The sequence below is a fragment of the Streptomyces sp. NPDC027962 genome, from assembly GCF_055566095.1.
Map to the genome: position 1 here is coordinate 36,556 of NZ_JBVHTA010000017.1, position 21,601 is coordinate 58,156.

Genomic DNA, 21,601 nt, shown 5'->3' on the forward strand with positions numbered 1-21,601 from the left:
TGAGTAGCCGCGCGCCGACGGCATGTCGAAAACTGGCTGTCCCCACCGAAGCACGGCCCCCCGGTCGCCCCTCGCCCGCGCTTCCCCTCCCCCGATCCCTGTCCCCCCATCCCCTCCGCACCCCGAAACGAGTTGGAGCACCCATGCCCCAGCACGTACCTCCCCCACTGCTCGAGGCACCGCCCCTCCCGCCGGCTCACCGCCACGGCCGGCACCCCTTCTTACCGGACGCACTCGAGCCGCCGCGTCGCATCGTCTTCCTCGCCCACCGCGATCTGGGCAACGCCGCCGCCGGCGGCTCCGAGCTGCTGATACATCAGCTCGCACAGGGCCTCACCGACCTCGGCCACCACATCACCCTGCTCTGCGGCGGACCGGCCGTGCACCGGCCGTACCGCGTCGTGTCGGCGGGCGGACGACTCGGCCACTACCTGGGCGCCCGCTCCGCCTTCGCACGGCAGGTCGGCGAATGCGACCTGCTGGTCGAGGTCTGCAACGGCATGCCGTACCTCGCCCCGCTGTGGCACCGCGGCCCCACCGTCTGCCTGGTCAATCATGTGCACACCGAGCTCTGGGACATGCGCTTCCCGGCGCCGGTGGCAGGTGCCGGGCGGCTCCTCGAACACTGGGCGCTGGCTCGTGCCCACCGCGGCAACCTGATGGTCGCCGTCTCCCCCTCCACAGCCGGCGCCCTGCGGGCGATCGGTGTGCCGGACGGGCGGATCCGGGTGGTCCACAACGGAGTTCACGAACCGGCCGCCCGTAGCCCGCGGTCGCGGACACCGCTGTTCCTGGCGCTCGGCCGGCTGGTCGACTACAAGCGCATCGATCTGCTGTTGCGCCTGTGGGAGCGGGTGCGGCCCGTCACCGGCGGCCGGCTCGTCGTCGTCGGTGACGGGCCGGAGCGTGAACGCCTCGAGCGACTCGCCGGTGAGGGCGTCGATTTCACCGGTCACGTCTCGGAGGCCGAGAAGCACCGGCTGCTCTGCGAGTCCTGGCTGCTGCTGCACCCCGCGGCCGTCGAGGGCTGGGGGCTGGTCGTAACGGAGGCCGGTGCGCGCGGGACGCCGGCCCTGGGGTTCGACGTACCGGGACTGCGCGACTCCGTCGAGGACGGTGTCACCGGAGTCCTGGCCCGCGGCGAGTCGTCATTCGCCGCGGCATGGTGCACGCTGACGCTCGACGACGACCGCCGCGAATGCATGGGGAAGGCCGCCGCCGAACGGGCTGCGGCGTTCCGCTGGAGCAGCACCGTACGGCAGTTCGCGGCAGTGGCGGCGGAAGCGATGGATGCCACGCGTACGCCTGGGCACGGCACTCCTCCGGCGGCGAGCGGTGCGCTCGCGTGAAGGACCCGTCACTGCGCCGCTCCCTCACTCTGTTCCGGGCGTTCATGCGGGAGCAGACCGACCCCGCCGCCGCCTATGCGCTGCTCGCCCGTGACGCCGCCGACCAGGTCGAGCGGTACATGAAGCTGGAGGGCCGGGTCGTCGCCGATGTCGGCGGCGGCAGCGGCTGGTTCACTCGTGAATTCGCACGCCGCGGGGCGCGCAGCTATCTGTTCGAGCCTGATCCCGCGGAACTGGCCGGGAAACCGGTCGAGGGGACGGTCGTCGCCGATGGCTACCTCCTCCCCCTCGCCGACGGCTCGGCCGACATCTGTTTCTCCTCCAATGTGCTGGAGCACGTCGCCGACCCGTGGACGTTCCTCAGCGAGATGGTGCGGGTCACCCGGCCCGGCGGCCTGATCTACGTCTCGTACACCAACTGGCTCTCGCCGTGGGGCGGCCACGAGTGGGCGCCCTGGCACTATCTGGGCGCCGAGCGTGCGCGTGCCCGCTACGAACGCCGTGCGGGACGGCCCGCGAAGCACCGGCTCGGCGAGAACCTGTTCGCGATCGGTGTCGGGCCGACCCTGCGCCACGTGCGAGGCCGTGACGACGTGGACGTGGTCTCCGCGCGCTCGCGCTACTGGCCCGTCCTCCCCGAGCTCGTTCCCCGTGTGCCCGGGCTGCGTGAGTTCGCCACCTGGAACCTCCTCCTCATTCTCCGGCGGTGTTCATGACCAGCGCGCTCCACACACGACCGCCCGCCCGCCCCACCGCGCCGGGCCCGCCCCCCGAACGCTCACCGGGACCGCGGTCGCGCGGCTGGCTGCTGGGGTTCTGGGCGGCGGTGTTCGTCGCCTTCCTGGCGGTGTCGCCCGGACGCATGACGTTCGAGACGAAGCTGGGCGTGGTCGCGGACCCCTGGCAGTTCCTGAGCGACCTGGGCCAGTTGTGGCACGACCGTGCCGGGTTCGGCGGGATCGCCGACCAGTACGTCGGTTACGTGATCCCGATGCTGCCGTTCCACGCCGTGGCCGACCTGCTGCACATACCGGTCTGGCTCGCGGAGCGGCTGTGGCTCTCCATCGTCGTGACCACGGCCTTCTGGGGTGCCCTGCGGCTGGCCGAGCGGCTGGGGATGGGTTCCGCGCGGAGCAGGCTGCTCGGCGCGGCCGTCTACGCTCTGTGGCCCACGTACACCATCGTCGTCGGGTCGACCTCCGCGGCGGCGCTGCCCGGCGCGATGCTGCCGTGGGTGCTGCTGCCGCTGACGAACCCGCGGCACAGCCCGCGGATCGCCGCCGCACGTTCGGCGCTGCTGATCCCCCTGATGGGCGGTGTGAACGCGGCGTCGACCCTGGCCTCACTGCTGCCCGTCGGCCTCTACCTGCTGTGCCGGCCCCGCGGCCCCCGCAAGCGGGCGCTCATCGCCTGGTGGACACCCGCGGTGGTTCTCGCGACCGCGTGGTGGATCGTGCCGCTGCTCCTGCTCGGCACGTACGGCGAGAACTTCATGCCGTACGTCGAGTCCTCGCAGACCACCACCGCCACCATGTCGGCGACCGAGGTACTGCGCGGCGCGGGGAACTGGGTCGGCTATCTCAACTTCGGCGAGGCCTGGCTCCCCGCCGGGTGGACCATCGTCACCTCGGCCGTCGTCGTCGCCTGCTCGGCACTCGCCGCCGCCCTCGGTCTGGCCGGTCTCGCCCGGCGCGATCTGCCGGAGCGCCGCTGGCTGGTGGTGACCGCGCTGACCGTCGGCCTCGTCACGCTCGCCGGGTACGGCGGGTCGCAGGGCGGCCCGTTCCACACGACCGTGCAGGACTGGCTGAACGGGCCGCTGGTGCCGTTCCGCAACGTCTACAAGTTCCAGACCGGCCTGGCCCTGGCGCTGGCGCTGGGCCTCATGCACCTCACCGCCGTGCTCACCCGCACCGCCCGTGTGCGCGGTCGGCGCTTCGTCCCGGCCGCTGCCGCCGTCCTGGTGCTGCCGGGCCTGTGCTGGCCGTATGTCAACGGCTCGATTCTGCAGCCGGGTTCGTTCCGGCAGCTGCCCGCGTACTGGGAGACGACGGCGGACTGGCTGGCCGAGAACTCGGCCGACGACCGGGCTCTCGTCGTGCCCGCGACCGCCCACGGCATCTACACCTGGGGCTCCCCCATCGACCAGCCCCTCGACGTTCTGGCCCGCTCGCCCTGGGCGCAGCGCGACTACGTCCCCTTCGGCACGCCGGGCAACCGCCGCGCGATGGACGCCGTCGAGCAGGCGCTGACCACGGGAGGCGAGGTGCCGGGCCTGAGCGCGTATCTGCAGCGCGCGGGGCTGCACTACGTCGTCGTACGCAATGATCTCGACCCGGGCCAGCTCGGGCACATCCCCACCACGACCGTGAAGCGCACCCTCGAGGCGTCCGGGTACCGGCGTGTCACAGGCTTCGGTCCGGTGCTGACCGGCGGGCGGATCGCCGACGACACACCGGTGCAGGTGGAGGGCCTGTTCCCGCGGCAGCGCGCGGTGGAGATCTACGAACCGCCCGCAGGAACGCAGTGGCCGGGCCGGGCGCGGCTGACGCCGGTGTCGGCCACGGCAGTCGTCAGCGGCGGCCCCGAGTCGCTGCTGCCGCTGTCCGCCGGCGGATCGCTCACCGGGCGGCCCGCCGTCCTTGCCGGCGACGGGCATCCGGGCGTGGACCGGCCGGCGCTGTACGCGGCGGGCGACGGGATGCGCCGCGCCGACACCCGCTTCGGTCTGGTCAACTCCAACACGTCCCACACGTACACCCGCGAAGAACGCAACGCACCCGAGGCGGTCCAGGACCCGGGAGCGGAGCCGCGGCAGATCCTGCCGCTGTCCGCCGCGCGGCACCAGACGTCGGCGGTGCTGCGCGGCGCAGACTCGGTCAGCGCCTCGTCCGTCGGCAACTGGCTCTTCCACCTGCCGCAGTACGACCCGGCCAACGCGTTCGACGGCAACCCGGACACCGGGTGGGCGGAAGGGTCCCCGGGGTCCCCTCAGGGCGAATGGGTCAGGATCGACTTCACGGGCCCGACGGCCGTCCCCGCCGCTGTGCAGCTCACCCCGCTGCCCAGCGGGAACGTGCGGGCGGCGCCCACGGTCGTCCGTGTCGAGACCGACCTCGGCAGCCGGACGAGTCCCCTCAGGCCGGACGGGTCGGTGCAGCAGGTAGCCGCTCCCGAAGGGGTCGCCACCTGGCTGAAGGTGACGATCCTTCAGTCGCAGCAGGGCCGGCCCGGGCTGACCGGCGCCGGATTCACCGACATCTCCGTCCCGGGTGTGCAGGTGACGCGGATGCTGGAACTGCCGCAGGACGCACCCAGGGAGGGCGCGGACGCCGTCGTGTACTCCCTGCGGCGGGGCAGCGACCCGGGCGGGCTGTCCGCGGTGCCGTCGGAAGTGGGCCTGCACCGGCAGTTCACGGCAGCCCGCTCCGGCGCGTACACCGTCGGCGCCACCGCCCTGGCCGTGCCCGGCGAAGCCCTCGACTCGCTGCTGTTCTCCCTCACCGGCCGGCGCGACAAAATCGTCGTGAGCGCCGACTCCACCGCGAACCTCGGGACCAACCTCAGCCCGCGCAATCTCACGGACGGCGATCTCACCACGGCCTGGATCGCCGGTGAGCGGCCCGTGCTCCATCTGTCCTGGCCGAAGAAGACCTCGGTCGGCGAGATCGTCTTCGCGGCGGCCGGCGGACTGTCCACCCGGCCGGAGCAGGTGCAAGTCAGCTCGCCCGACGGAACGGCGGTCGCCGCCGTGGACGAGAACGGCATGGCCCGCTTCTCCCCCATCACCACCGACCGCATGGACATCACGATCTCCCGCGCGGCGCCGCTGACCCTCCACAATCCGGTCGCCGACGACAAGTTGCAACTGCCGGTCGGACTCAGCGAGGTCCACATCCCCGCGCTGAAGCAGTTCCGGACTCCGCAGCCGGACCCGGACCGGACGTTCACACTGCCGTGCGGCAAGGGACCGGTCCTGTCCGTCGACGGACAGTTCCTCGAAACGCGCGCCGAGGGACGCATCGGAGACCTGACCGGACGCCGGCCCGTCGCGGTCAGTGTGTGCACCGACCGGAGCCGTGTGCAGTTCGACGAGCGCACCCACACCGTCGAGGCCGGGGACGCGGGTCCCCTCGCCGTCACCGCCGTCACCCTGACCACCGGCACCCCGCCGGCCGTCGCCGACGCGGCGCGCCGGCTGGAGGTCGAGGGCGGCGGCGACGAGCGCGGCGGCGACAGTCGCTCGGTGCGGGTCGGACCGGGGGACGCCTCGTATCTGCAGATCCACGAGAACCACAACGCGGGCTGGAAGGCAACGCTCGACGGCAGGGAGTTGCGGCCGCTGCGGATCGACGGCTGGCAGCAGGCCTGGCTCGTGCCGGCCGGCCAGGGCGGCACGGTGACGCTCGAGTACGCGCCGTCGACCGTTTACGAGGCCGGGCTGATCGGCGCCGGGGCGCTGCTCGTCGTGCTGCTGGGTCTCGCGCTCTTCGGGCGCCGCACCCGGCCGGCCCCGGAACCGGTCGCACCGCCGCCCGGACCGGGTCTGCTGCTGGGCACAGTTGCCCTGACGGCCGTGGCCGTCGCGGTCGCCGGCCCGGTGGCCGTGGCAGTGCCCGTACTGGCCCTGGTGGCGTGGCTGCGCCCGGTGTTCCTCGCGCCGCTCGCGTTCGCGGCGATGGCCGGGGCGGGTGCGGTGGCCGTGGTCGGCGGCGGGGGACGACCGTCGCTCGGCGAGGGGGCGTACGGGCCTGCGGCCCAACTCCTGGCGCTGACGGCGCTCTTCGCGGCACTGGTGTCCGTGGGCCGCGACCGCGGCGCCCCCACCGGCACCCACCGCGCGACGGCGCCGGGGGCGTCGGGGGCGTCGGGGGCGTCGGGCGATCCCGGGGTGTCGGGCCGGTCGGAGTCGTCCGGCGGACCCCGGCCGGCAGCAAACCGGGAAGGCGGCCGGACGGCGGGCGCTGCGCCCGAGGACCCAGGCTGGGGGCCGCGCCCAGGGGGGCACGAGAACAGCCGAAGCGGCCCGCCCCGCGCACCCGCCTCCGGACCACACCCGTCCGCCCCGCCGCCCAGGGCAGTCGCGGACGGCCCCCGCACGCAGCCGCCCGCCGGCGGGCCCGGGCCGTGGACGAGGCGTAGCGGCGCGCAGCCGCCCGAGCACCCCCGAGGGGGCGTCTGATGGCGACCGTGCGCCGTCCGTCCTCCTCCGCCCCCGCCCCCGCCGTGCCGGGCCGGCAGCTACCCCGGGTGCCGTTTCCCGTCGTCGACGAGATCGCACGGCACTGTGCACAGGACACCGAGCCAAACACGGTGCACATCGAGATCCACCTCCCCGGCCGCGTCGAACCGGCCCGTCTTCGGGCCGCGTTCGTCGAGGCCCTCGGCCGGTACCCGCGTGCGTTGATGCGCGAGCGGGCGCGGGGCACGCTCGCGCGTCGCTATGAGTGGGAGCTGACCGACGGGCCGGACACGGAGGTGGTGACTTTCCCGCCGCGCGCCCCCGGCGCGCTCGCCCGGGCCCGCGAGCGCGCACTCGCCGAGGCGCCGCCGTTGACGTCGTCACCGCCGCTGCGGCTCGAGGTCGTCGAGGAGCCGGGGCGCAGCGGCTGCGTGCTGGTGTTCACGCTCCATCACACCGCGCTCGACGGCCCGGCGTGCCTGCGGATCGCGGCGACGGCCGCGGAGATCTACAGCAACCGCCCCGCCCCGGCCGTACCGCCCCCGGCCCGCCCGGCGTCCGTACCCGCCGCGCCGCACGGCGCCCGCCGCGTACCCGGCGCGGCCAGACCCGCACGGGTCGCGGCCGGCTCGCCGGGGCCGACCCCGGGCAACGGGATGCTCGTCGCCGAACTGCCGGTACCGGCAAAGGAGTCAGGCGCACCGTACACCGTCAACGACCAGCTCCTGGTGGCCACCGCCCTGACCGTCGCCGACTGGAACCGGGTCCACGGCGCGCCCACCCGGCCGCTGCGCATCACCATGCCGGTGGACGACCGCAGCCGCGGCCCCGAGATGCCGATCGGCAACGGCACCCGGCTCGTCGAGGTCGCTTTCACCGCGGCGGAGGTGGCCGCCGGCACGGACATCGCAGCCCTGTTGCGCCGTACCGCGGAACGGACCCGGGCGCTCAAGGCACGGCCGCGTCCGCAACTGGGCCGTGCGGCGGGCCTGCTGACCGCTCCGGTGGCACCGGTCGCCGTACGGGCGCTGGTGACCCGGACACTGCGGGTGCTGGCCGCGCCGTGGACGTCGACGACGCTGCTCAGCAACATCGGCCGGGTTCCGTATCCGCTGGACTTCGGCGACGCCGGCCTGGCCGCCGCGGTCTGGTTCTCCGCGCCGGCCCGGATGCCGCGCGGCCTCACCGTCACCACGGCGTCCACCGGGGGCCGGCTCCATCTGGTGCTGCGCTGGTCGCGTGGCCTGCTCTGCGGCGACGACGGCGCCCGCCTGCGCGACCTGTTCGCCCACCACCTCGAATCGACGGAGGCGCCGTGAGCAGCACCGGTTCGCCGACTCTGCGGGACTTCTACGAGGACCCCGCCGTCCCCGTCGCATCGGGCGACGCCCGCAGCAGACGCCAGGCGCGGTTGCTGGCGCAGGCGCTCGGCGCGACGCCGGGCCGGCTGATCGTCGACGTCGGCTGCGGCGACGGCACCGCCGCCAGGGCGGCGTCCCCCGTTCTCGCCGGTCACCGCCTGGTCGGCGTCGACTGGTCTCAGGACGCCCTGCGCCGCGCCCGGCCGCGTATGGCCTATGTGGTGCGCGGCGAACTCGACTGCGGACTGCCGCTGGCCGACGGATGCGCCGACGCGGTGCTGTTCAGCGAGGTCATCGAGCATCTCGTCGATCCGGACCACGCCCTGGACGAACTGCGCCGCGTGCTGCGGCCCGGTGGCCATCTGATGCTGTCCACTCCGAACCTGGCCGCCTGGTACAACCGGGTCCTGCTGCTGGCCGGCGTGCAGCCGGTGTTCTCCGAGGTGAGTCTGCGCGGCATCCACGGCAGGCCCGGGACGCAGGTGGTCGGCCATCTGCGGCTGTACACGGCCCGCGCCCTCCGCTCGTACCTGTCCGCGTCCGGTTTCCGTGACGTCCGGATCACCGGGGCGCCGTTCCACGGAGTGCCGCGTGCGCTGCGGTTGCTGGACCGGGCGGCGTGCGCCGTGCCCGGTGCGGCGTCGATCCTGCTCGCGCACGCGCGGCGGGGGTGACGCGATGTGGTGGGGCGTGGGCGCCGCACTGATGGCCAACCTGCTGTACAGCGTGGGTTTCGTACTGGAGAAACGGGCACTGGGCGGGCTGCCCACGCTGGCGGCCCGCAGGCCGGTGCGGGTCGTGCTGGTGCTGCTGACCAGCCCGCTGTGGATCGCCGGATCGCTGGCGCTGGCCGCCGGTTTCGCCGCCCAGCTCGTCGTCTACCGCGCGCTGCCGATCGCCGCCGCGCAGGGCATCTTCGTCTCCGGTCTCGTCCTGCTGCTGTTGCTGTCGTCGGCCGTCCTGGGCGAACAGCCGTCGGGGCGCGAGCGCTACGCGCTGGGCGCCGTACTCGTCGCCCTGCTGATGGTCGTCGCCTCGGTCCGTGAGGACGAGGACGTGGTGAGCAGCGGCGCTCCTTGGGCGCTGGTGCTTCTCGTGTGCGTGCCGACACTGGCGGCGGGCGTGTGGCTGTACGGACGGGTCGAGGAGCGGTCCCGCAAACGGCACCGGGTGCCGACGAACGGCATCGGCTACGGCGTGGCCGTGGGACTGCTCTACGGAGTCAGCTCACTGGCGATCAAGGGCGCGTCGAGCCGTCTGACCGGCTCCGACATCGGTGACACCGCCCGCGCGCTGTTCACGTCCCCGTACCCCTATCTGCTGCTGTTCACCGCGGCGGCCGGTCTGGTCATGTCGCAGGCGGCGCTGCAGCGTTGCCGCGCTTCGCTCATCGTGCCGGTCTGCACCACGGTGACCTGCCTGTTCACGGCCGTGCTCGGGACGCTCACCTTCGGCGAGACGCTGCCCGAGGATCCGCTGCTGCTGACGCTCCGGGTGGCCGGCACCGCGCTGGCGCTGTCGGTGCTCCTCGCGCTCCCCCGCCACGACCCGTCCCCTTGACCCGCTCCCTCGACCCTTCCCCGACCGGATCGCCCCGACCGCAAGGAAGCCCCCATGGACCCCGAAGACCCGCTGCTCCGCATCCTCGCCTGCCCGCTCGACAAGGGCCCGCTGACTCTCCTGGCCGACCAGAACCTGCTGTACAACCCACGGCTGCAGCTCAGTTACCCCATCCTGGACGGCATTCCCCAACTGCTCCCCTCCTCCGGGAGCAGGGTCACGGAGGAGGACCACAACAGGTACCTGCGGACGGCCGCCGAGTGACCACCCTGGCGGCAGCGGTCGCCGCCCGCCTGCCCACCCGCTGGGTCGGCTCCGCCGCCTGCGCCGTCTACCCCCGTTTCGAGCCGGAGCTGGAGCGGCTCGCCGACTTCTGCCCGGCGGGTGGCACGGCGCTCGACATAGGCGGCTGGTACGGCCCCTGGTCGCGCCGGCTCGCCGCCCGCTGCGCGCGCGTCGTCACCGTCGAACCCGTTCCCCATTTGGCCCGATACCTCGAGTCGTCCCTGCCGGGCAACGCCCGAGTGGTGCAGGCGGCAGCGAGCGACCGCACCGGCATGGCACGCCTGTGGCTTCCGGCGGGCGACCGAGGGGATCGGGGGGTCTCCTCGCTCGCCCGCCGGGACATCCACGCCCACAGCCTGGACGTCCCCTGCCTCACGATCGACAGCCTCGGTCTCCGCGACGTCGGCTTCGTCAAGGTGGACGTCGACGGCGAGGAACTGCCCGCGCTGCTGGGCGCGTCGGGTCTGCTGCAGAGGCAGCGCCCCGCGCTGCTCGTCGAGTTGGAGACGCGTATCCGTCCCATCGCACCGGTCGTCGCCCTGCTGACCGGCCAGGGCTACAGGGGCTGGGTACTGGCCGCTCGTTCATGGGTGCCACTGAGCGACTTCGACCTGGCGGTGCACCAGGCGAGGACCGAGCACCTGGTACACCGGGGGCTGCTGCGCCGGGCCGTGGTGCCGCGCGGCGGCCGCTACATCAACTCGGTGCTGTTCCTGCCGGAGGGCCGACGCCCCGGCGGTGAGTGACGCCTCTCCCCGCACGTGAGTGACGCCTCACCCCTGTGCCATACTCAGCGCGCTCGCTGCCCGTTCCGAAGTCGTGGGGATCATCGTTGAAGCCCGAGCGCGCCGTCCCCGGCGCCGCCGCACGCGCCGTCGTCCGAGCCGTCCTCACCAGGACGACCGTGCCGGATGAGCGCCCCGCCGTGCAGGCGTCCGACATCCGCCGGGACAGCGGCACGTGAGCGGCATAGCACTCAGCACCCCCTATCTGGACACGGACGCGGAACAGCTGTCCTTCGCGCTGGGCCGGCCGCCGCTCGAGGCACTGGCCGTGCGCGACCTGACGGTTGCCGGACTCGACCTCCAGCTCAGGCTCCTCGGCGCCTCCCATCAGGTCTTCGCCGGGCCGGTCGGGGAGACCGTGGCCTGCCTGCCCGGCGTGGCGGGAGGCCTGCCGGACTCGGCCGCGCAGGAGTTCGACGCCTGGGACTACCGCTTCAGTGCCCGCGTGCAGCACTTCGCAGCCGACGAGTTCAGCGAACAGGTGGCGTGGATACGCAGCCGGTCCGAAGCGGACCCGGAGTCGCTGTACGGAGTGTTCCCCGGTTCCCCGGAAGCCGTCACCGCCCTGATCGTCGAGCGGCACGGCACCGGACCGGGCTGGCGCACCTGGCACACGTACCCGCAGAGCCGCCAGATCGTGGCGACGCACACCCGGCTGGAGGCCCGATGAAGACCGCCCGACTCATCAGCGTGACGATTCTCGCCACGGCCCTGCTCACCGCCTGTTCGAGCGAGCCGGAGGACGGCAACAGCGTGCCGTCGCCCTGGATCCGGCAGGAGTACACCGCCGCCGGCGCCGGCTACGTCGACAGCAGCGACTCGACCTCCGGGGTCGCCAAGGAGATCGACGGTCACACCCCGGCCCGTGACCGCATCGACGACGAGGACACCGTCCTGCTCCGCTACCGGGACGACATCGTCGCGATCACCCCCCACAAGAGCGGCAGCCGGATCGAGATCGACAACTACCGCACCGGTTACTACCGCTGGAAGTCCAGCATCCGGTCCGCGTGGCCCGACCCGGACAGCGCCTCGTTCCGCGGCGGCGGCCCCGGCGAAGGCAAGTAGCTCCTCCGGTTCATCCGTTCGAACTCCTCGACGTCCCCGAAAGGCATCCCCGTGGCAGAGATCTTCGAGTCGGCAGGGAACGCCCTGCTCTACGGCCTGGTCGGCTTCATCGTGATGGCGGTCGGCTTCATCGCTCTCGACCTCGTGACCCCCGGCAAGCTCCTGCATGTGGTGTGGACGGAGCGCAACCGCGGCGCCGCCGTTCTCCTCGCCGGTCAGACGATCGCCATCGGCCTCGTCATCGACCAGGCCATCCGGGCCAGCGAGTCGGAGCAGGGGCTCGGCCTCGGCCTGTTCAGCACCCTGCTGTACGGTCTCGCCGGAGTCGCCGTGATGACCCTCATCTCCGTCGTCGTCGGTCTCCTGACCCCGGGCCGCCTCGGCCACGCCGTGCTCGACGACAACGGTGACCGCCCCCATCCCGCCGCCTGGGTCCAGGCCGCGATGTACATCGGCACGGCCTTCATGGTCGGCGCCGCGGTCTCGTAGCCACCCCATGGGCACCACCCTGCTCGACCGCACCACTCCCGCCCTGCCTCCCCCACCCGTGGCGCATTCGCGGGCGGCGCGTTTCCTGCTGCTGTTCTCGGTGTTCCTCTGCGCGGCCTGCGGCCTGGTCTACGAACTGGCACTGACCGCGCTGGGCAGCTATCTCATCGGCAACTCGGTGATGCAGACCTCCGTCGTCATCTCCGTGATGGTCTTCGCGATGGGCGTCGGCTCGCTGGCGGCCAAGCCGCTGCAACGGCGCGCGGTCGGCGCCTTCGCCCTCGTGGAGGCACTGCTCGCGCTGGCCGGCGGTCTGTCGGTGCTCGTGCTCTATATGGCGTTCGCCTGGCTGCGGGTCTACATGCCGGCGATGGTCGTGGTCTCTTTCCTGGTGGGCCTGCTCATCGGGGCCGAGATACCGCTGCTGATGACACTGCTTCAGCGCATCAGACGGCAGGAGGCAGGCAGTGCGGTCGCCGACATGTTCGCGGTGGACTACGTCGGAGCGCTCGTCGGCGGACTGTGCTTCCCCCTGCTGCTCCTGCCGACCTTCGGCCAGCTCAAGGGCGCCCTGGTGGTGGGGGCGGTCAATGCGGTGGCCGGCGTGATCGTCGTCCTGTGGATCTTCCGCCGGGAGACCCGCCGTGTCGTGCGGAACACGCTGCTCACCGGGGTGGCCGCCGTCCTGGCGGTGCTCGGCTCGGTGTACGTGCTGGCGGACGACATCGAGGTCACCGCCCGGCAGCAGCTCTACCGCGACCCGATCGTCCACGCGGAGACCACCCCGTACCAGGACATCGTCGTCACCCGGTCCACCGCCTTCACGGGGGAGCAGGACACCCGGCTGTTCCTCAACGGTGACCTGCAGTTCTCCTCGGTCGACGAGTACCGGTACCACGAGGCGCTCGTCCACCCCGGCCTGTCGAAAAAACGCTCCTCCGTGTTGATCCTGGGCGGCGGCGACGCGCTGGCCCTGCGGGAGGTCCTGCGCTACGACGACGTCGAGAAGGTGACGCTCGTCGATCTCGATCCGGCGATGACACGGCTCGCCCGCTCGTTCGGGCCGCTCCGCGAACTGAACGGCGACGCGCTCGCCGACCCCCGCGTCACCTCCGTCAACGCCGACGCCTTCAAATGGCTGCGGGACGCCAACCAGCGCTACGACACGGTGCTCATCGACTTCCCCGACCCGGACACGGCGGCTCTCGCCAAGCTGTACTCCGTCGAGTTCTACCACCTGCTGGAGCACGTTCTGAACCCGGACAGCCAGGTCGTGGTGCAGGGCGGCTCCCCGTTCTTCGCCCCCAAGTCGTACTGGTCCATCGCCAAGACGATCGGCGCGGCCGGCTACCGCACCACCGAGTACCAGGTGGACGTCCCGAGCTTCGGGAACTGGGGCTACGTCCTGGCCACCCCCGGCGCCGGCGCACCGCCGCAGCTGCGCCTGGCCGAGGACGCCCCGCCGCTGCGCTTCCTGGACGACGCCGTCCTCGAGGCCGCCACGGTCTTCCCCGTGGACCGCCGCCCCCAGAACGTGCGTGCCAGCACGCTGATGGATCCCGTGGTCCTGGAGTACACCCGCCACGAATGGCAGAACTACTGAGACGAGTCGGTACTCCGGCGTCCGTCCCCGTCCCCGTCCCCGTTCTCGTTCCCGTTCACGTTCGGCAGGGTGGTCATGTGGCCGGCGGCTGCTACATCCGTGGGCAGGACGCTGGTCATGCGGATGAGGGACAGCGGCAGGACCCCCTCCCAGCCCCACAGCCTCATGGCGACCAACCCAGCTCCGTCCGTACGGACCTCGAGGCCGGGAATCTGGGTGCTGCTCCAGGACTCGGTGTGTTCGGCCATGTCGTCGCTCGCGTTCCGGGCCGATGGCGCGATGTCCGACGGGATGCCCCGGCAGGAGCAACCGGTCGTCGCAATCGCGTCGCCCTATGTCAGTTCTGGTTCAGGGGCAGGGCGACGTCCATGGCCGAATGCACGGCCATCACCGAGGCGACCGGCGTGAGGGCGACTGCTGCCTTGCGCATCCACGTCTCCGACACCGTTCCGGACACCACCGGGAAGCGACGTCGACGCGCAGCAGACAAGCAGATCGATGCGGCCGATAGTGCAGAAAGACGCATATCGGCCCGCGCGTCGCGGCGAACGGGTTAATCGTCCGACCGGGTGGCCGGGGCCCGAGGAAGCCCTCGGGCCGGGCCAACGGCCCTCCGAAACACCGTGTTCGCTCGCCTGGACCCCGACCCGGCACACCGCCCCCAGGGCAACGTCGGCCCCGCCGCCGGCGCTCCGCCGCCCATGCTCGAGGACCCCGCCGTGCTGTCGGCCCGCGTCACCCGAAGAGCCCACAGCCTTCCCCGCAAGGAGCATCCCGAGTGGTGCGGACTTGCGTGCTGACTGACGGTGGATCACGTCGCCCCTGCGGACCGATGAGCCGACGGGATGTCAGCTGACGCAGTCGCGACGAAAGGAAACGTGAAATGCGCTCTGCCCGCATTCTGCTCGCCGCAGCTACCGCCACAGCGGCCATGGCGATCGCAGCCCCCAGCGTCTACGCCCAGGCGAGCGACGACTGGGAGAAGGACGACTCCTCGTACAGCAGCGAGCACAAGGACGACTCCGAGAAGGACGACTCCGAGAAGGACTACGAAAAGAAGGACTACGACAAGAAGGACGACTCCGAGAAGGACTACGACAAGAAGTCCGACAAGGACGACCACGACAAGAAGGACGACCACGACAAGGACTACGACAAGGACTACGACAAGAAGGACTACGACAAGGGCCACAAGGACGACCACGACAAGGGTCACAAGCACTACGACAAGGACCACGACAAGAAGGACCACGACAAGAAGGACTACGACAAGGACTACGACAAGGACGACCACGACAAGCCCAACGGTGGCATGCACACCGGTGGTGGCGCCCTTGCCGGGATCACGTCCGACGACTGGGACAAGGACGACTCCGAGAAGGACTACGACAAGAAGTCCGACAAGGACGACCACGACAAGAAGGACTACGACAAGGACTACGACAAGAAGGACCACGACAAGAAGGACTACGACAAGAAGGACTACGACAAGGACGACCACGACAAGGGTCACAAGCACTACGACAAGGACCACGACAAGAAGGACTACGACAAGGACTACGACAAGGACGACAAGGACGACCACGACAAGCCCAACGGTGGCCTGCACACCGGTGGCGGCGCCCTTGCCGGCCTGAACGAGGACGACTGGAACAAGGACGACAAGGACGACAAGGACAAGAAGGACTACGACAAGGACGACAAGGACTACGACAAGAAGGACTACGACAAGAAGGACTGGGACAAGGACGACCACGACAAGACGGACGACCACGACAAGGACTACGACAAGAAGGACTACGACAAGGACGACAAGGACGACCACGACAAGCCCGACGGTGGCATGCACACCGGTGGTGGCGGCCTGGCGAACTCCGGCAGCGGAATGGCAGCCGGCGCGCTGCTGCTGCTCGGTGGCCTGGGCGCCGGCGGCTACATGCTCCGCCGCAAGGGCGCGAACAGCGGCACCACCGCCTGAGTGTGATCGCGAATGACGTGTGGCTGTGGCCGCCGGCCTGCTGGGCGGCGGCCACAGCCCATGTCTCTTTCCGTATGGCCCGTGTCTCTTCCTGCTGTAACCGGTTTTGAGTGAGGTGTTGTCACATGGTGGCCGGCCTGCCTTCCGCGTCGAGGTCGTCGTGGTCCACCCGTCCGTCCCGGCATGTTGTCCCGATCCTTCTGTGGCCCATCGCCATGGTCATGCTGGTGGTCAGTCTGGTCACCAGTTGCGCCGCCGGGCCGTCCGTGGCGCCTCCCGCGAAAAGCTCGTCCGCGTCCCCCTCCGCTGCCGGCTCGTCCGCGCCCTCCCCCGCTCCGGCAGCCCCGAAGGACGCCTCACCCAGCCCCAAGCGCTCCGCCGCCGCCAAGGCGAAACTGCTGTCGCTCCCCCGGTCCTCGCCGGTCCGCCTGGTGATTCCGGAGATCTCGGTCAACGCACCGTTCACCGACCTCGCCATCGGCTCGTCGGGTCAGCTGGACCCGCCGCCTGCTGACAATGCGAACCTCGTCGGCTGGTTCGCCGCCGGTCCCTCCCCCGGCGAGATCGGCACCTCGATCATCGGCGGACACTTCGACACCAAGACCTCCCCTGCCGTATTCGTCGAGCTCAGCGAGTTGAAGCGGGGCAGCCGGTTCAGCATCCGGCGCGCGGACGGCACCATCGCCGAGTTCGTCGTCGACTCCGTGGAGAGTTTCCGCAAGGACAACTTCCCCAACAAGCGGGTCTACGCCGACACGGCGACCGCCCAGGTACGACTGATCACCTGCGGTGGCGCCTACGACCGCGCCGCCAAGGACTACACCGAGAACGTGGTCGTCTTCGCGCATCTCGACTCGGCCACGCCTTCGCTGTCCGCCAAGCCGAAGCGCTGATCCTGCCTCGAAAGCCGACCGGGCGTTACAGGAACCTGCGAATGGGCGGAACGGCCGCCTCCCCGGCACGATGCGCCAGGGAGCGCTTGTCCAGCAACCTGCGCGGATCTCCTCGCTCACGGCGAGGTCCTGCATCCGCGGACTCGAGCATGACTCTGATCAGGGTCTGCATGTCCTGCCAGCCGACCCTGGACGTCCTCGCCGATGTGCTGGAAGACGTGAGCAGGTCCTCGATCGGGAACGTCGTCCGCGAGATCCGGCCCCTGCTTACCGCGGGTATCGCCGAGATACGGGTCAAAGGGGCAATGAGTTGATCTTGAGCCGTTGAGAGGCCGCAGCCGGAGTATCCGGGACGACTTTCGTACGGCCGGTCTCACTCGGCGCCGTCGTCGTCCTCGGCGAGGATGCGGTAGACGGTGGCGACCGAGGGGCGCTTGCCCTGGTTCTTGCCCGAGGTGATGACGAGCTTGCGGGCGATCTCGGGGACGGAGACCCCGTTGGCCCGCAGGCTGCGGGCGTAGGCGGCCATGTCGTCGTCGACGGCCTTGGGCCGTCCGCCGTGCCGGCCGCGCTCGCGGGCGGAGGCTTGGCCTTCGAGAGACTTCTCCCGGATGTATTCACGCTCGGACTCGGCCATGCCGGCGAAGAACGCGAACAGGGCGGCGCCGTGCCCGGAGGGGTCGTACACCCCTTGGAGGGGGCCGGTGAGGAGTTCGAGCTGGATGTCGTGGTGGCGCAGGTCCTCGGCGATGGTCAGCGGTTCGGCGGCGCCGCGGCCGAGCCGCTTCATCTCGTGGACGGTGAAGATCACCCGCTGGTGCGGGACGGCCTTCTTGATGGTTCGGGCGAAGTCCATCGCCTTGACGAACTCCGGCCTCACCTTGACCCGGGTGCTGATCTTCTCCGAGAACCGGGTCACACCCGGCCTCTTCCAGGGCGTCGAGCTGGCTCTGGAGTTCCTGCTGGGCGGTACTGCACCGGGCGTACCCCACCCTCGTGGGCTTCGTCGCGGCCTCGGGCACCGCGGCGTCGATCGCCGGGCCCATCTCCCACGCGCGGCCGGGGCCGCGGTCGGCGGGGGTCTTCACCTCCAGCTCGGCGCGGAGCTGGGGGACGAGCATGAAGCGCGGGGTGTGGTACTTCGGGGCGACCTTGCCGCCGCGGGTGCGGCAGGTGCTTCCGGCAGGCACCTCACAGGTGGGGCAGTCGAACTGTTCGACGGCGACGGCCGGTTAGGCGAGCTGGGGCATGTCGCAGAACCTATCGCGAGGGGCATTGTGCGAATGGCGTTTTGCGAGAGGTTGTGAGAACGAAGATCAGGGGCAAACCGGACACGGTCCGATGTGGGTTCGTGATCTCTCAGAACCACTCATTTATGAGAATCACCGTGTGTGCACCTCTGGCCCGGGGCGCGGTCGAGGTGGCCTGTCTGGTCCCGTATCGTCTGCCGATATCGGATTCTGTAAGACGTGCGGCTGCGCCGCCGCCGAAGGAGTGGGGCCATGAGCAAGCCATCGACCGCCGGGGTGCCGGACGAGTTGCACCGGCGGCTGGGGGTGTCCGACGCGGTCCTGATCGGTCTGGGTTCGATGATCGGCGCCGGCATCTTCGCCGCTCTGGCCCCGGCGGCTCGCGCGGCCGGGTCCGGGCTGCTGCTCGGCCTGGCGCTCGCAGCCCTGGTCGCGTACTGCAATGCAACCTCCTCGGCCCGGCTCGCGGCTCGGTACCCGGCGTCGGGAGGCACCTACGTCTACGGCCGTGAACGCCTGGGCGACTTCTGGGGCTACCTCGCAGGGTGGGGGTTCATCGTCGGTAAGACCGCCTCGTGCGCGGCGATGGCGCTGACGGTCGGTTCGTATGTGTGGCCGGGCCAGGCTCATGCGGTCGCGGTCGCCGCGGTGGTGGCGCTGACCGCGGTGAACTACGCCGGGGTGCAGAAGTCGGCCTGGCTGACGAGGGCGATCGTGGCCGTGGTCCTGGCGGTGCTCGCCGCGGTGGTGGTCGGCGCGCTCACCTCCGGTACGGCGGACACGGTCCGGCTCGACATCGGGGACGACGCGACCGTCGGTGGGGTGCTGCAGGCGGCGGGTCTGCTGTTCTTCGCCTTCGCCGGGTACGCGCGCATCGCCACCCTCGGCGAGGAGGTCCGCGACCCGCAGCGAACCATTCCCCGCGCCATTCCGATCGCGCTGGGCATCACCTTGGTCGTCTACGCCGTCGTCGCTGTCTCCGTCCTGGTGGTGCTGGGGCCGGACGGGCTTGCCGAGGCGGCGGCGCCGCTGTCGGATGCCGCCCGGGCCGCGGGTGCCGACTGGCTCGTCCCCGTCGTCCGCGTCGGCGCTGCGGTGGCTGCGCTCGGCTCGCTGCTGGCGCTGATTCTCGGGGTTTCCCGTACCACGCTGGCGATGGCCCGCGACCGGCACCTGCCGCACGCCCTCGCCGCGGTCCACCCGAAGTTCAAGGTGCCCCACCGCGCCGAGCTCCTGGTGGGCGCTGTGGTGGCGGTGCTGGCCGCGACGGCGGACGTGCGCGGGGCGATCGGCTTCTCTTCCTTTGGCGTGCTGGCCTACTACGCCATCGCCAACGCCTCCGCCTGGACGCTCACCCCCGCCGAGGGTCGCCCGGCGCGGATCATCCCGGTCCTCGGGCTGGTCGGCTGCCTCGTACTGGCCTTCGCCCTGCCGCTGTCCTCGGTCGTCTCCGGAGCCGCGGTGCTGGCCCTCGGCGCCGCCGCCTACGGGGTACGCCGCACGGTCGCCGCACGGAGGACGTAGCGCCGCGGCGGAAAGGTCGCGATGCCCCTCCGCCTCGCGGGACGATATCGATGGCCGATAGATCTCTTGGAAGGAAGAGGGGCACTTCGTATGGCACCGCTCCATGGCTGGCTGGCGAAGCTGACAGTGACCGACGCGCCGGGCGCGGTGGTCCTCATCCGCCTCTATGTCGGTGCGGTCTTCCTCTTCGAGGGCATCCAGAAGTTCCTCTACCCGGACGACCTCGGCACGGGCCGGTTCGACAAGGCAGGCATTCTGGCACCGGGGTTCTTCGCACCCTTGGACGGGGTATTCGAGATCGTCTGCGGCGTCCTGATCCTGGTCGGTCTGCTCACCCGGCTCGCCGCCGTTCCGATGGTCGTCAACATGCTCGGCGCACTGCTCATCACCAAGCTGCCGATCCTGTGGGGCGACGTCCCTCTCTTCGACGGCAAGGCGGGCTGGTGGGACTTCATCCACGAGTCCCGTACCGATCTGGCCCAGCTGTGCGGCAGCCTGTTCCTGCTGATCGTCGGCGCAGGCGCCTACTCGCTTGACGCTCGCCTGCACCGCACGGCCGTCGCAGCACCGGCCAAGGCCGGGTCGGCCCGACGTTGAGAGGCCACCCGCCGCCTCTTCCGGGCGGGTCACTTCTGGTAGCCGAGGATCGTCATCATGCCGGCTTCCGAGTGGTACTGGTCGTGGCAGTGCAGCATCCACAGACCGGGGTTGTCGGCGTCGAAGTCCACCACCAGCTCGCGGCGGGGCAGCAGCGGCGCGGTGTCCTTGCGGGCGCCGGCCGCGTCGCTGCCAGCGAGAGCGAAAGTGTGGCCGTGCAGATGGATCGGGTGCCACATGCGCGTCCGGTTGACGAGGGTCAGCCGGATCCGCTCGCCCAAACGGACCGGACGGCGCTTCTCGACGGAGTAGGGCTCGTTGTCGAAGCCCCAGTTGAACTCATCCATGTTCCCGGTCACCCGAAGCCGCAGCTCACGGTCCGGTTCGCGCCGGGAAAGAGCCACGGACTCATCCGGCTCCAACTCGTCGGCCGCAACCACGCGCCCGTCCAGCTGTGACGGTCGTACAGACGCATCCGGCGCCTGGCCACTGCCGGTACGCAGGACGGCCAGCGCCGCGGCGTTCTTGCCCTCGGCGAGGGCGACGAGCGGGAAGGCGCCGTCCTTGGCGGTGACCAGCACGTCGTACCGCTCGGCCATGCCGATGATGAGCGCGTCGGTCTTCGTGTGCTTGACCGGGTAGCCGTCCGTGTGGGTCACGGTCATCTCGTGTCCGCCGAGTGCCACCCGGAAGGCGGTGTCCGCGCCGGCGTTGATGATCCGCAGGCGGATCCGGTCTCCCGGCCGTGCTCGGAAGGTGGACGGTGCCTGCGGGATGCGGCCGTTGACCAGGTAGTGGGGGTAGTCGACGTTGCCGTCGAACCGGCTGCTGCCGGCGTCTTTAAGGATGCGGGAGGGCCCGGAGGGCTTCTCGTGGGCCGAAGGGTTGTGGCTGGGGCTGCCGGGGTCGGTCTCCTCGCCCGTGTCCATGGTCATGGGCTTGCCGCCGCGCAGTTCCGCGAGGACGGCGTCGGGGGTCGAGCCGTCCACCCCGTCGACCCAGTCGTCGAGGACGACGACCCACTCCTTGTCGTAGGAGAGCGGCTCTTTGGGGTCTTCCACGATCAGTGGCGCGTACAGGCCGCGGTCCGTCTGCATGCCCGAGTGGGAGTGGACCCAGTGGGTGCCCGGGTGTGCCACGGCGAAGCGGTAGTTGAAGTCCGCGCCGGGCCTGATCGAGGGCTGGGTCAGGCCCGGGACGCCGTCCATGTCGCAGCGCAGCCGGATTCCGTGGGAGTGCAGCGATGTCGCCTCGGGCAGGTGGTTGGCGAGCGTGAGGTCCAGAGCGTCGCCTGCGGTGATGCGGATTGCCTTGCCGGGCAGTGTGTCCCCGTACGCCCAGGACTTGACCTTAGGGCCGCCCAGGTCGAGGGTCGTCGCGGTGGCGGTGAGCTTCACCTTCCGGGCCGGGCCGGACCCGCGGGCCTTCTCAGCGGCGATGACCTCGGGGTCGGACGGGTTCACAAAGCCCACCGGGCCCCTGGGGGCGAAGGAGCCTCCCGCGCGTCCGCCGGCATCCGCACCGGAGCCGGAGCCAGCCGGGGCCCCCGCTTGCGAGCCGGACCCGGACTGCCCGCCGATGCCGGAGCAGGCAGCCAAGGCCCCGGAGCCGACAGCCGCGATCGAGGCACCGAGCACACTGCGGCGCGTATGTGCATGCATAGCCGGATAACACACC

21 protein-coding genes and 1 pseudogene are annotated in these 21,601 nt (G+C 71.0%); 18 read left to right on the forward strand and 4 right to left on the reverse strand.

Going from position 1 to position 21,601, the window contains the following annotated elements; all coding sequences use genetic code 11:
- The first annotated feature begins 143 nt into the window (after nucleotides 1-143).
- From ACZ4SA_RS17845 to ACZ4SA_RS17905, 13 genes are all read left to right on the forward strand, one after another.
- Complete coding sequence (locus ACZ4SA_RS17845; protein ID WP_468275224.1) at nucleotides 144-1,349, forward strand: glycosyltransferase family 4 protein; 1,206 nt, start codon at nucleotides 144-146, stop codon at nucleotides 1,347-1,349.
- Entirely contained in the window at nucleotides 1,346-2,065 is a 720-nt protein-coding gene (locus tag ACZ4SA_RS17850; RefSeq protein WP_468275226.1) for a class I SAM-dependent methyltransferase, read from the forward strand. The genes ACZ4SA_RS17845 and ACZ4SA_RS17850 overlap by 4 nt, the downstream gene beginning before the upstream one ends.
- A complete protein-coding gene (locus ACZ4SA_RS17855; protein ID WP_468275468.1) occupies nucleotides 2,062-6,531 on the forward strand; it encodes an alpha-(1->3)-arabinofuranosyltransferase in 4,470 nt (1,489 codons plus the stop codon). The genes ACZ4SA_RS17850 and ACZ4SA_RS17855 overlap by 4 nt, the downstream gene beginning before the upstream one ends.
- On the forward strand, nucleotides 6,531-7,850 hold the full coding sequence (locus ACZ4SA_RS17860) for a condensation protein (RefSeq protein ID WP_468275228.1): 1,320 nt from the start codon (nucleotides 6,531-6,533) through the stop codon (nucleotides 7,848-7,850). Before ACZ4SA_RS17855 ends, ACZ4SA_RS17860 begins: the two co-directional genes overlap by 1 nt.
- Nucleotides 7,847-8,566, forward strand: a complete 720-nt coding sequence (locus ACZ4SA_RS17865; RefSeq protein ID WP_468275231.1) for a class I SAM-dependent methyltransferase — start codon at nucleotides 7,847-7,849, stop codon at nucleotides 8,564-8,566. The genes ACZ4SA_RS17860 and ACZ4SA_RS17865 overlap by 4 nt, the downstream gene beginning before the upstream one ends.
- A 4-nt stretch (nucleotides 8,567-8,570) precedes the next feature.
- Nucleotides 8,571-9,452 carry a hypothetical protein gene (locus tag ACZ4SA_RS17870; RefSeq protein WP_468275234.1) on the forward strand — a complete coding sequence of 294 codons (882 nt, stop codon included), beginning with the start codon at nucleotides 8,571-8,573 and terminating at the stop codon, nucleotides 9,450-9,452.
- A 54-nt stretch (nucleotides 9,453-9,506) separates the two neighbouring features.
- Nucleotides 9,507-9,716 (forward strand): Trm112 family protein, encoded by a 210-nt coding sequence (locus tag ACZ4SA_RS17875; protein ID WP_468275237.1) that lies wholly within the window; start codon nucleotides 9,507-9,509, stop codon nucleotides 9,714-9,716.
- Nucleotides 9,713-10,483, forward strand: a complete 771-nt coding sequence (locus tag ACZ4SA_RS17880; protein ID WP_468275240.1) for an FkbM family methyltransferase — start codon at nucleotides 9,713-9,715, stop codon at nucleotides 10,481-10,483. Before ACZ4SA_RS17875 ends, ACZ4SA_RS17880 begins: the two co-directional genes overlap by 4 nt.
- An 86-nt stretch (nucleotides 10,484-10,569) precedes the next feature.
- A complete protein-coding gene (locus ACZ4SA_RS17885; protein ID WP_468275242.1) occupies nucleotides 10,570-10,701 on the forward strand; it encodes a hypothetical protein in 132 nt (43 codons plus the stop codon).
- Nucleotides 10,698-11,192 (forward strand): DUF2617 family protein, encoded by a 495-nt coding sequence (locus ACZ4SA_RS17890; protein ID WP_468275245.1) that lies wholly within the window; start codon nucleotides 10,698-10,700, stop codon nucleotides 11,190-11,192. The genes ACZ4SA_RS17885 and ACZ4SA_RS17890 overlap by 4 nt, the downstream gene beginning before the upstream one ends.
- Nucleotides 11,189-11,590, forward strand: a complete 402-nt coding sequence (locus tag ACZ4SA_RS17895; RefSeq protein ID WP_468275247.1) for a DUF4247 domain-containing protein — start codon at nucleotides 11,189-11,191, stop codon at nucleotides 11,588-11,590. The genes ACZ4SA_RS17890 and ACZ4SA_RS17895 overlap by 4 nt, the downstream gene beginning before the upstream one ends.
- A 51-nt stretch (nucleotides 11,591-11,641) precedes the next feature.
- A complete protein-coding gene (locus ACZ4SA_RS17900) occupies nucleotides 11,642-12,079 on the forward strand; it encodes a DUF350 domain-containing protein (protein ID WP_468275249.1) in 438 nt (145 codons plus the stop codon).
- Nucleotides 12,080-12,086: 7 nt separating this feature from the next.
- The gene (locus ACZ4SA_RS17905; RefSeq protein WP_468275251.1) at nucleotides 12,087-13,682 is read left to right on the forward strand and encodes a polyamine aminopropyltransferase; all 1,596 of its coding nucleotides are present in this window, start codon (nucleotides 12,087-12,089) and stop codon (nucleotides 13,680-13,682) included.
- Here the strand turns inward: ACZ4SA_RS17905 and ACZ4SA_RS17910 are convergent.
- Nucleotides 13,676-13,930 (reverse strand): hypothetical protein, encoded by a 255-nt coding sequence (locus ACZ4SA_RS17910; protein WP_468275254.1) that lies wholly within the window; start codon nucleotides 13,928-13,930, stop codon nucleotides 13,676-13,678. The genes ACZ4SA_RS17905 and ACZ4SA_RS17910 overlap by 7 nt on opposite strands.
- Nucleotides 13,931-14,565: 635 nt before the next feature.
- Here ACZ4SA_RS17910 and ACZ4SA_RS17915 point away from each other — a divergent pair.
- From ACZ4SA_RS17915 to ACZ4SA_RS17925, 3 genes are all read left to right on the forward strand, one after another.
- Nucleotides 14,566-15,660: a hypothetical protein gene (locus ACZ4SA_RS17915; RefSeq protein WP_468275256.1), complete on the forward strand. Its 1,095-nt coding sequence runs from the start codon at nucleotides 14,566-14,568 to the stop codon at nucleotides 15,658-15,660.
- A gap of 125 nt (nucleotides 15,661-15,785) precedes the next feature.
- On the forward strand, nucleotides 15,786-16,553 hold the full coding sequence (locus ACZ4SA_RS17920; protein WP_468275258.1) for a class F sortase: 768 nt from the start codon (nucleotides 15,786-15,788) through the stop codon (nucleotides 16,551-16,553).
- A gap of 149 nt (nucleotides 16,554-16,702) precedes the next feature.
- Nucleotides 16,703-16,867: a hypothetical protein gene (locus ACZ4SA_RS17925; RefSeq protein WP_468275478.1), complete on the forward strand. Its 165-nt coding sequence runs from the start codon at nucleotides 16,703-16,705 to the stop codon at nucleotides 16,865-16,867.
- A 59-nt stretch (nucleotides 16,868-16,926) separates the two neighbouring features.
- On the opposite strand, the gene ACZ4SA_RS17930 is transcribed toward ACZ4SA_RS17925, so the two are convergent.
- Together ACZ4SA_RS17930 and ACZ4SA_RS17935 are read right to left on the reverse strand one after the other, a co-directional pair.
- Nucleotides 16,927-17,472 carry a recombinase family protein gene (locus tag ACZ4SA_RS17930; protein WP_468275259.1) on the reverse strand — a complete coding sequence of 182 codons (546 nt, stop codon included), beginning with the start codon at nucleotides 17,470-17,472 and terminating at the stop codon, nucleotides 16,927-16,929.
- Between the two features lie 220 nt (nucleotides 17,473-17,692).
- Nucleotides 17,693-17,743, reverse strand: a pseudogene (locus ACZ4SA_RS17935) (hypothetical protein); the annotation flags it as partial.
- A gap of 312 nt (nucleotides 17,744-18,055) precedes the next feature.
- Here ACZ4SA_RS17935 and ACZ4SA_RS17940 point away from each other — a divergent pair.
- Nucleotides 18,056-19,327: an APC family permease gene (locus tag ACZ4SA_RS17940; protein ID WP_468275261.1), complete on the forward strand. Its 1,272-nt coding sequence runs from the start codon at nucleotides 18,056-18,058 to the stop codon at nucleotides 19,325-19,327.
- Nucleotides 19,328-19,417: 90 nt separating this feature from the next.
- Nucleotides 19,418-19,924: a DoxX family protein gene (locus ACZ4SA_RS17945; RefSeq protein ID WP_468275263.1), complete on the forward strand. Its 507-nt coding sequence runs from the start codon at nucleotides 19,418-19,420 to the stop codon at nucleotides 19,922-19,924.
- 29 nt (nucleotides 19,925-19,953) lie between these two features.
- On the opposite strand, the gene ACZ4SA_RS17950 is transcribed toward ACZ4SA_RS17945, so the two are convergent.
- On the reverse strand, nucleotides 19,954-21,585 hold the full coding sequence (locus ACZ4SA_RS17950; RefSeq protein WP_468275265.1) for a multicopper oxidase family protein: 1,632 nt from the start codon (nucleotides 21,583-21,585) through the stop codon (nucleotides 19,954-19,956).
- Nucleotides 21,586-21,601: the final 16 nt, after the last annotated feature.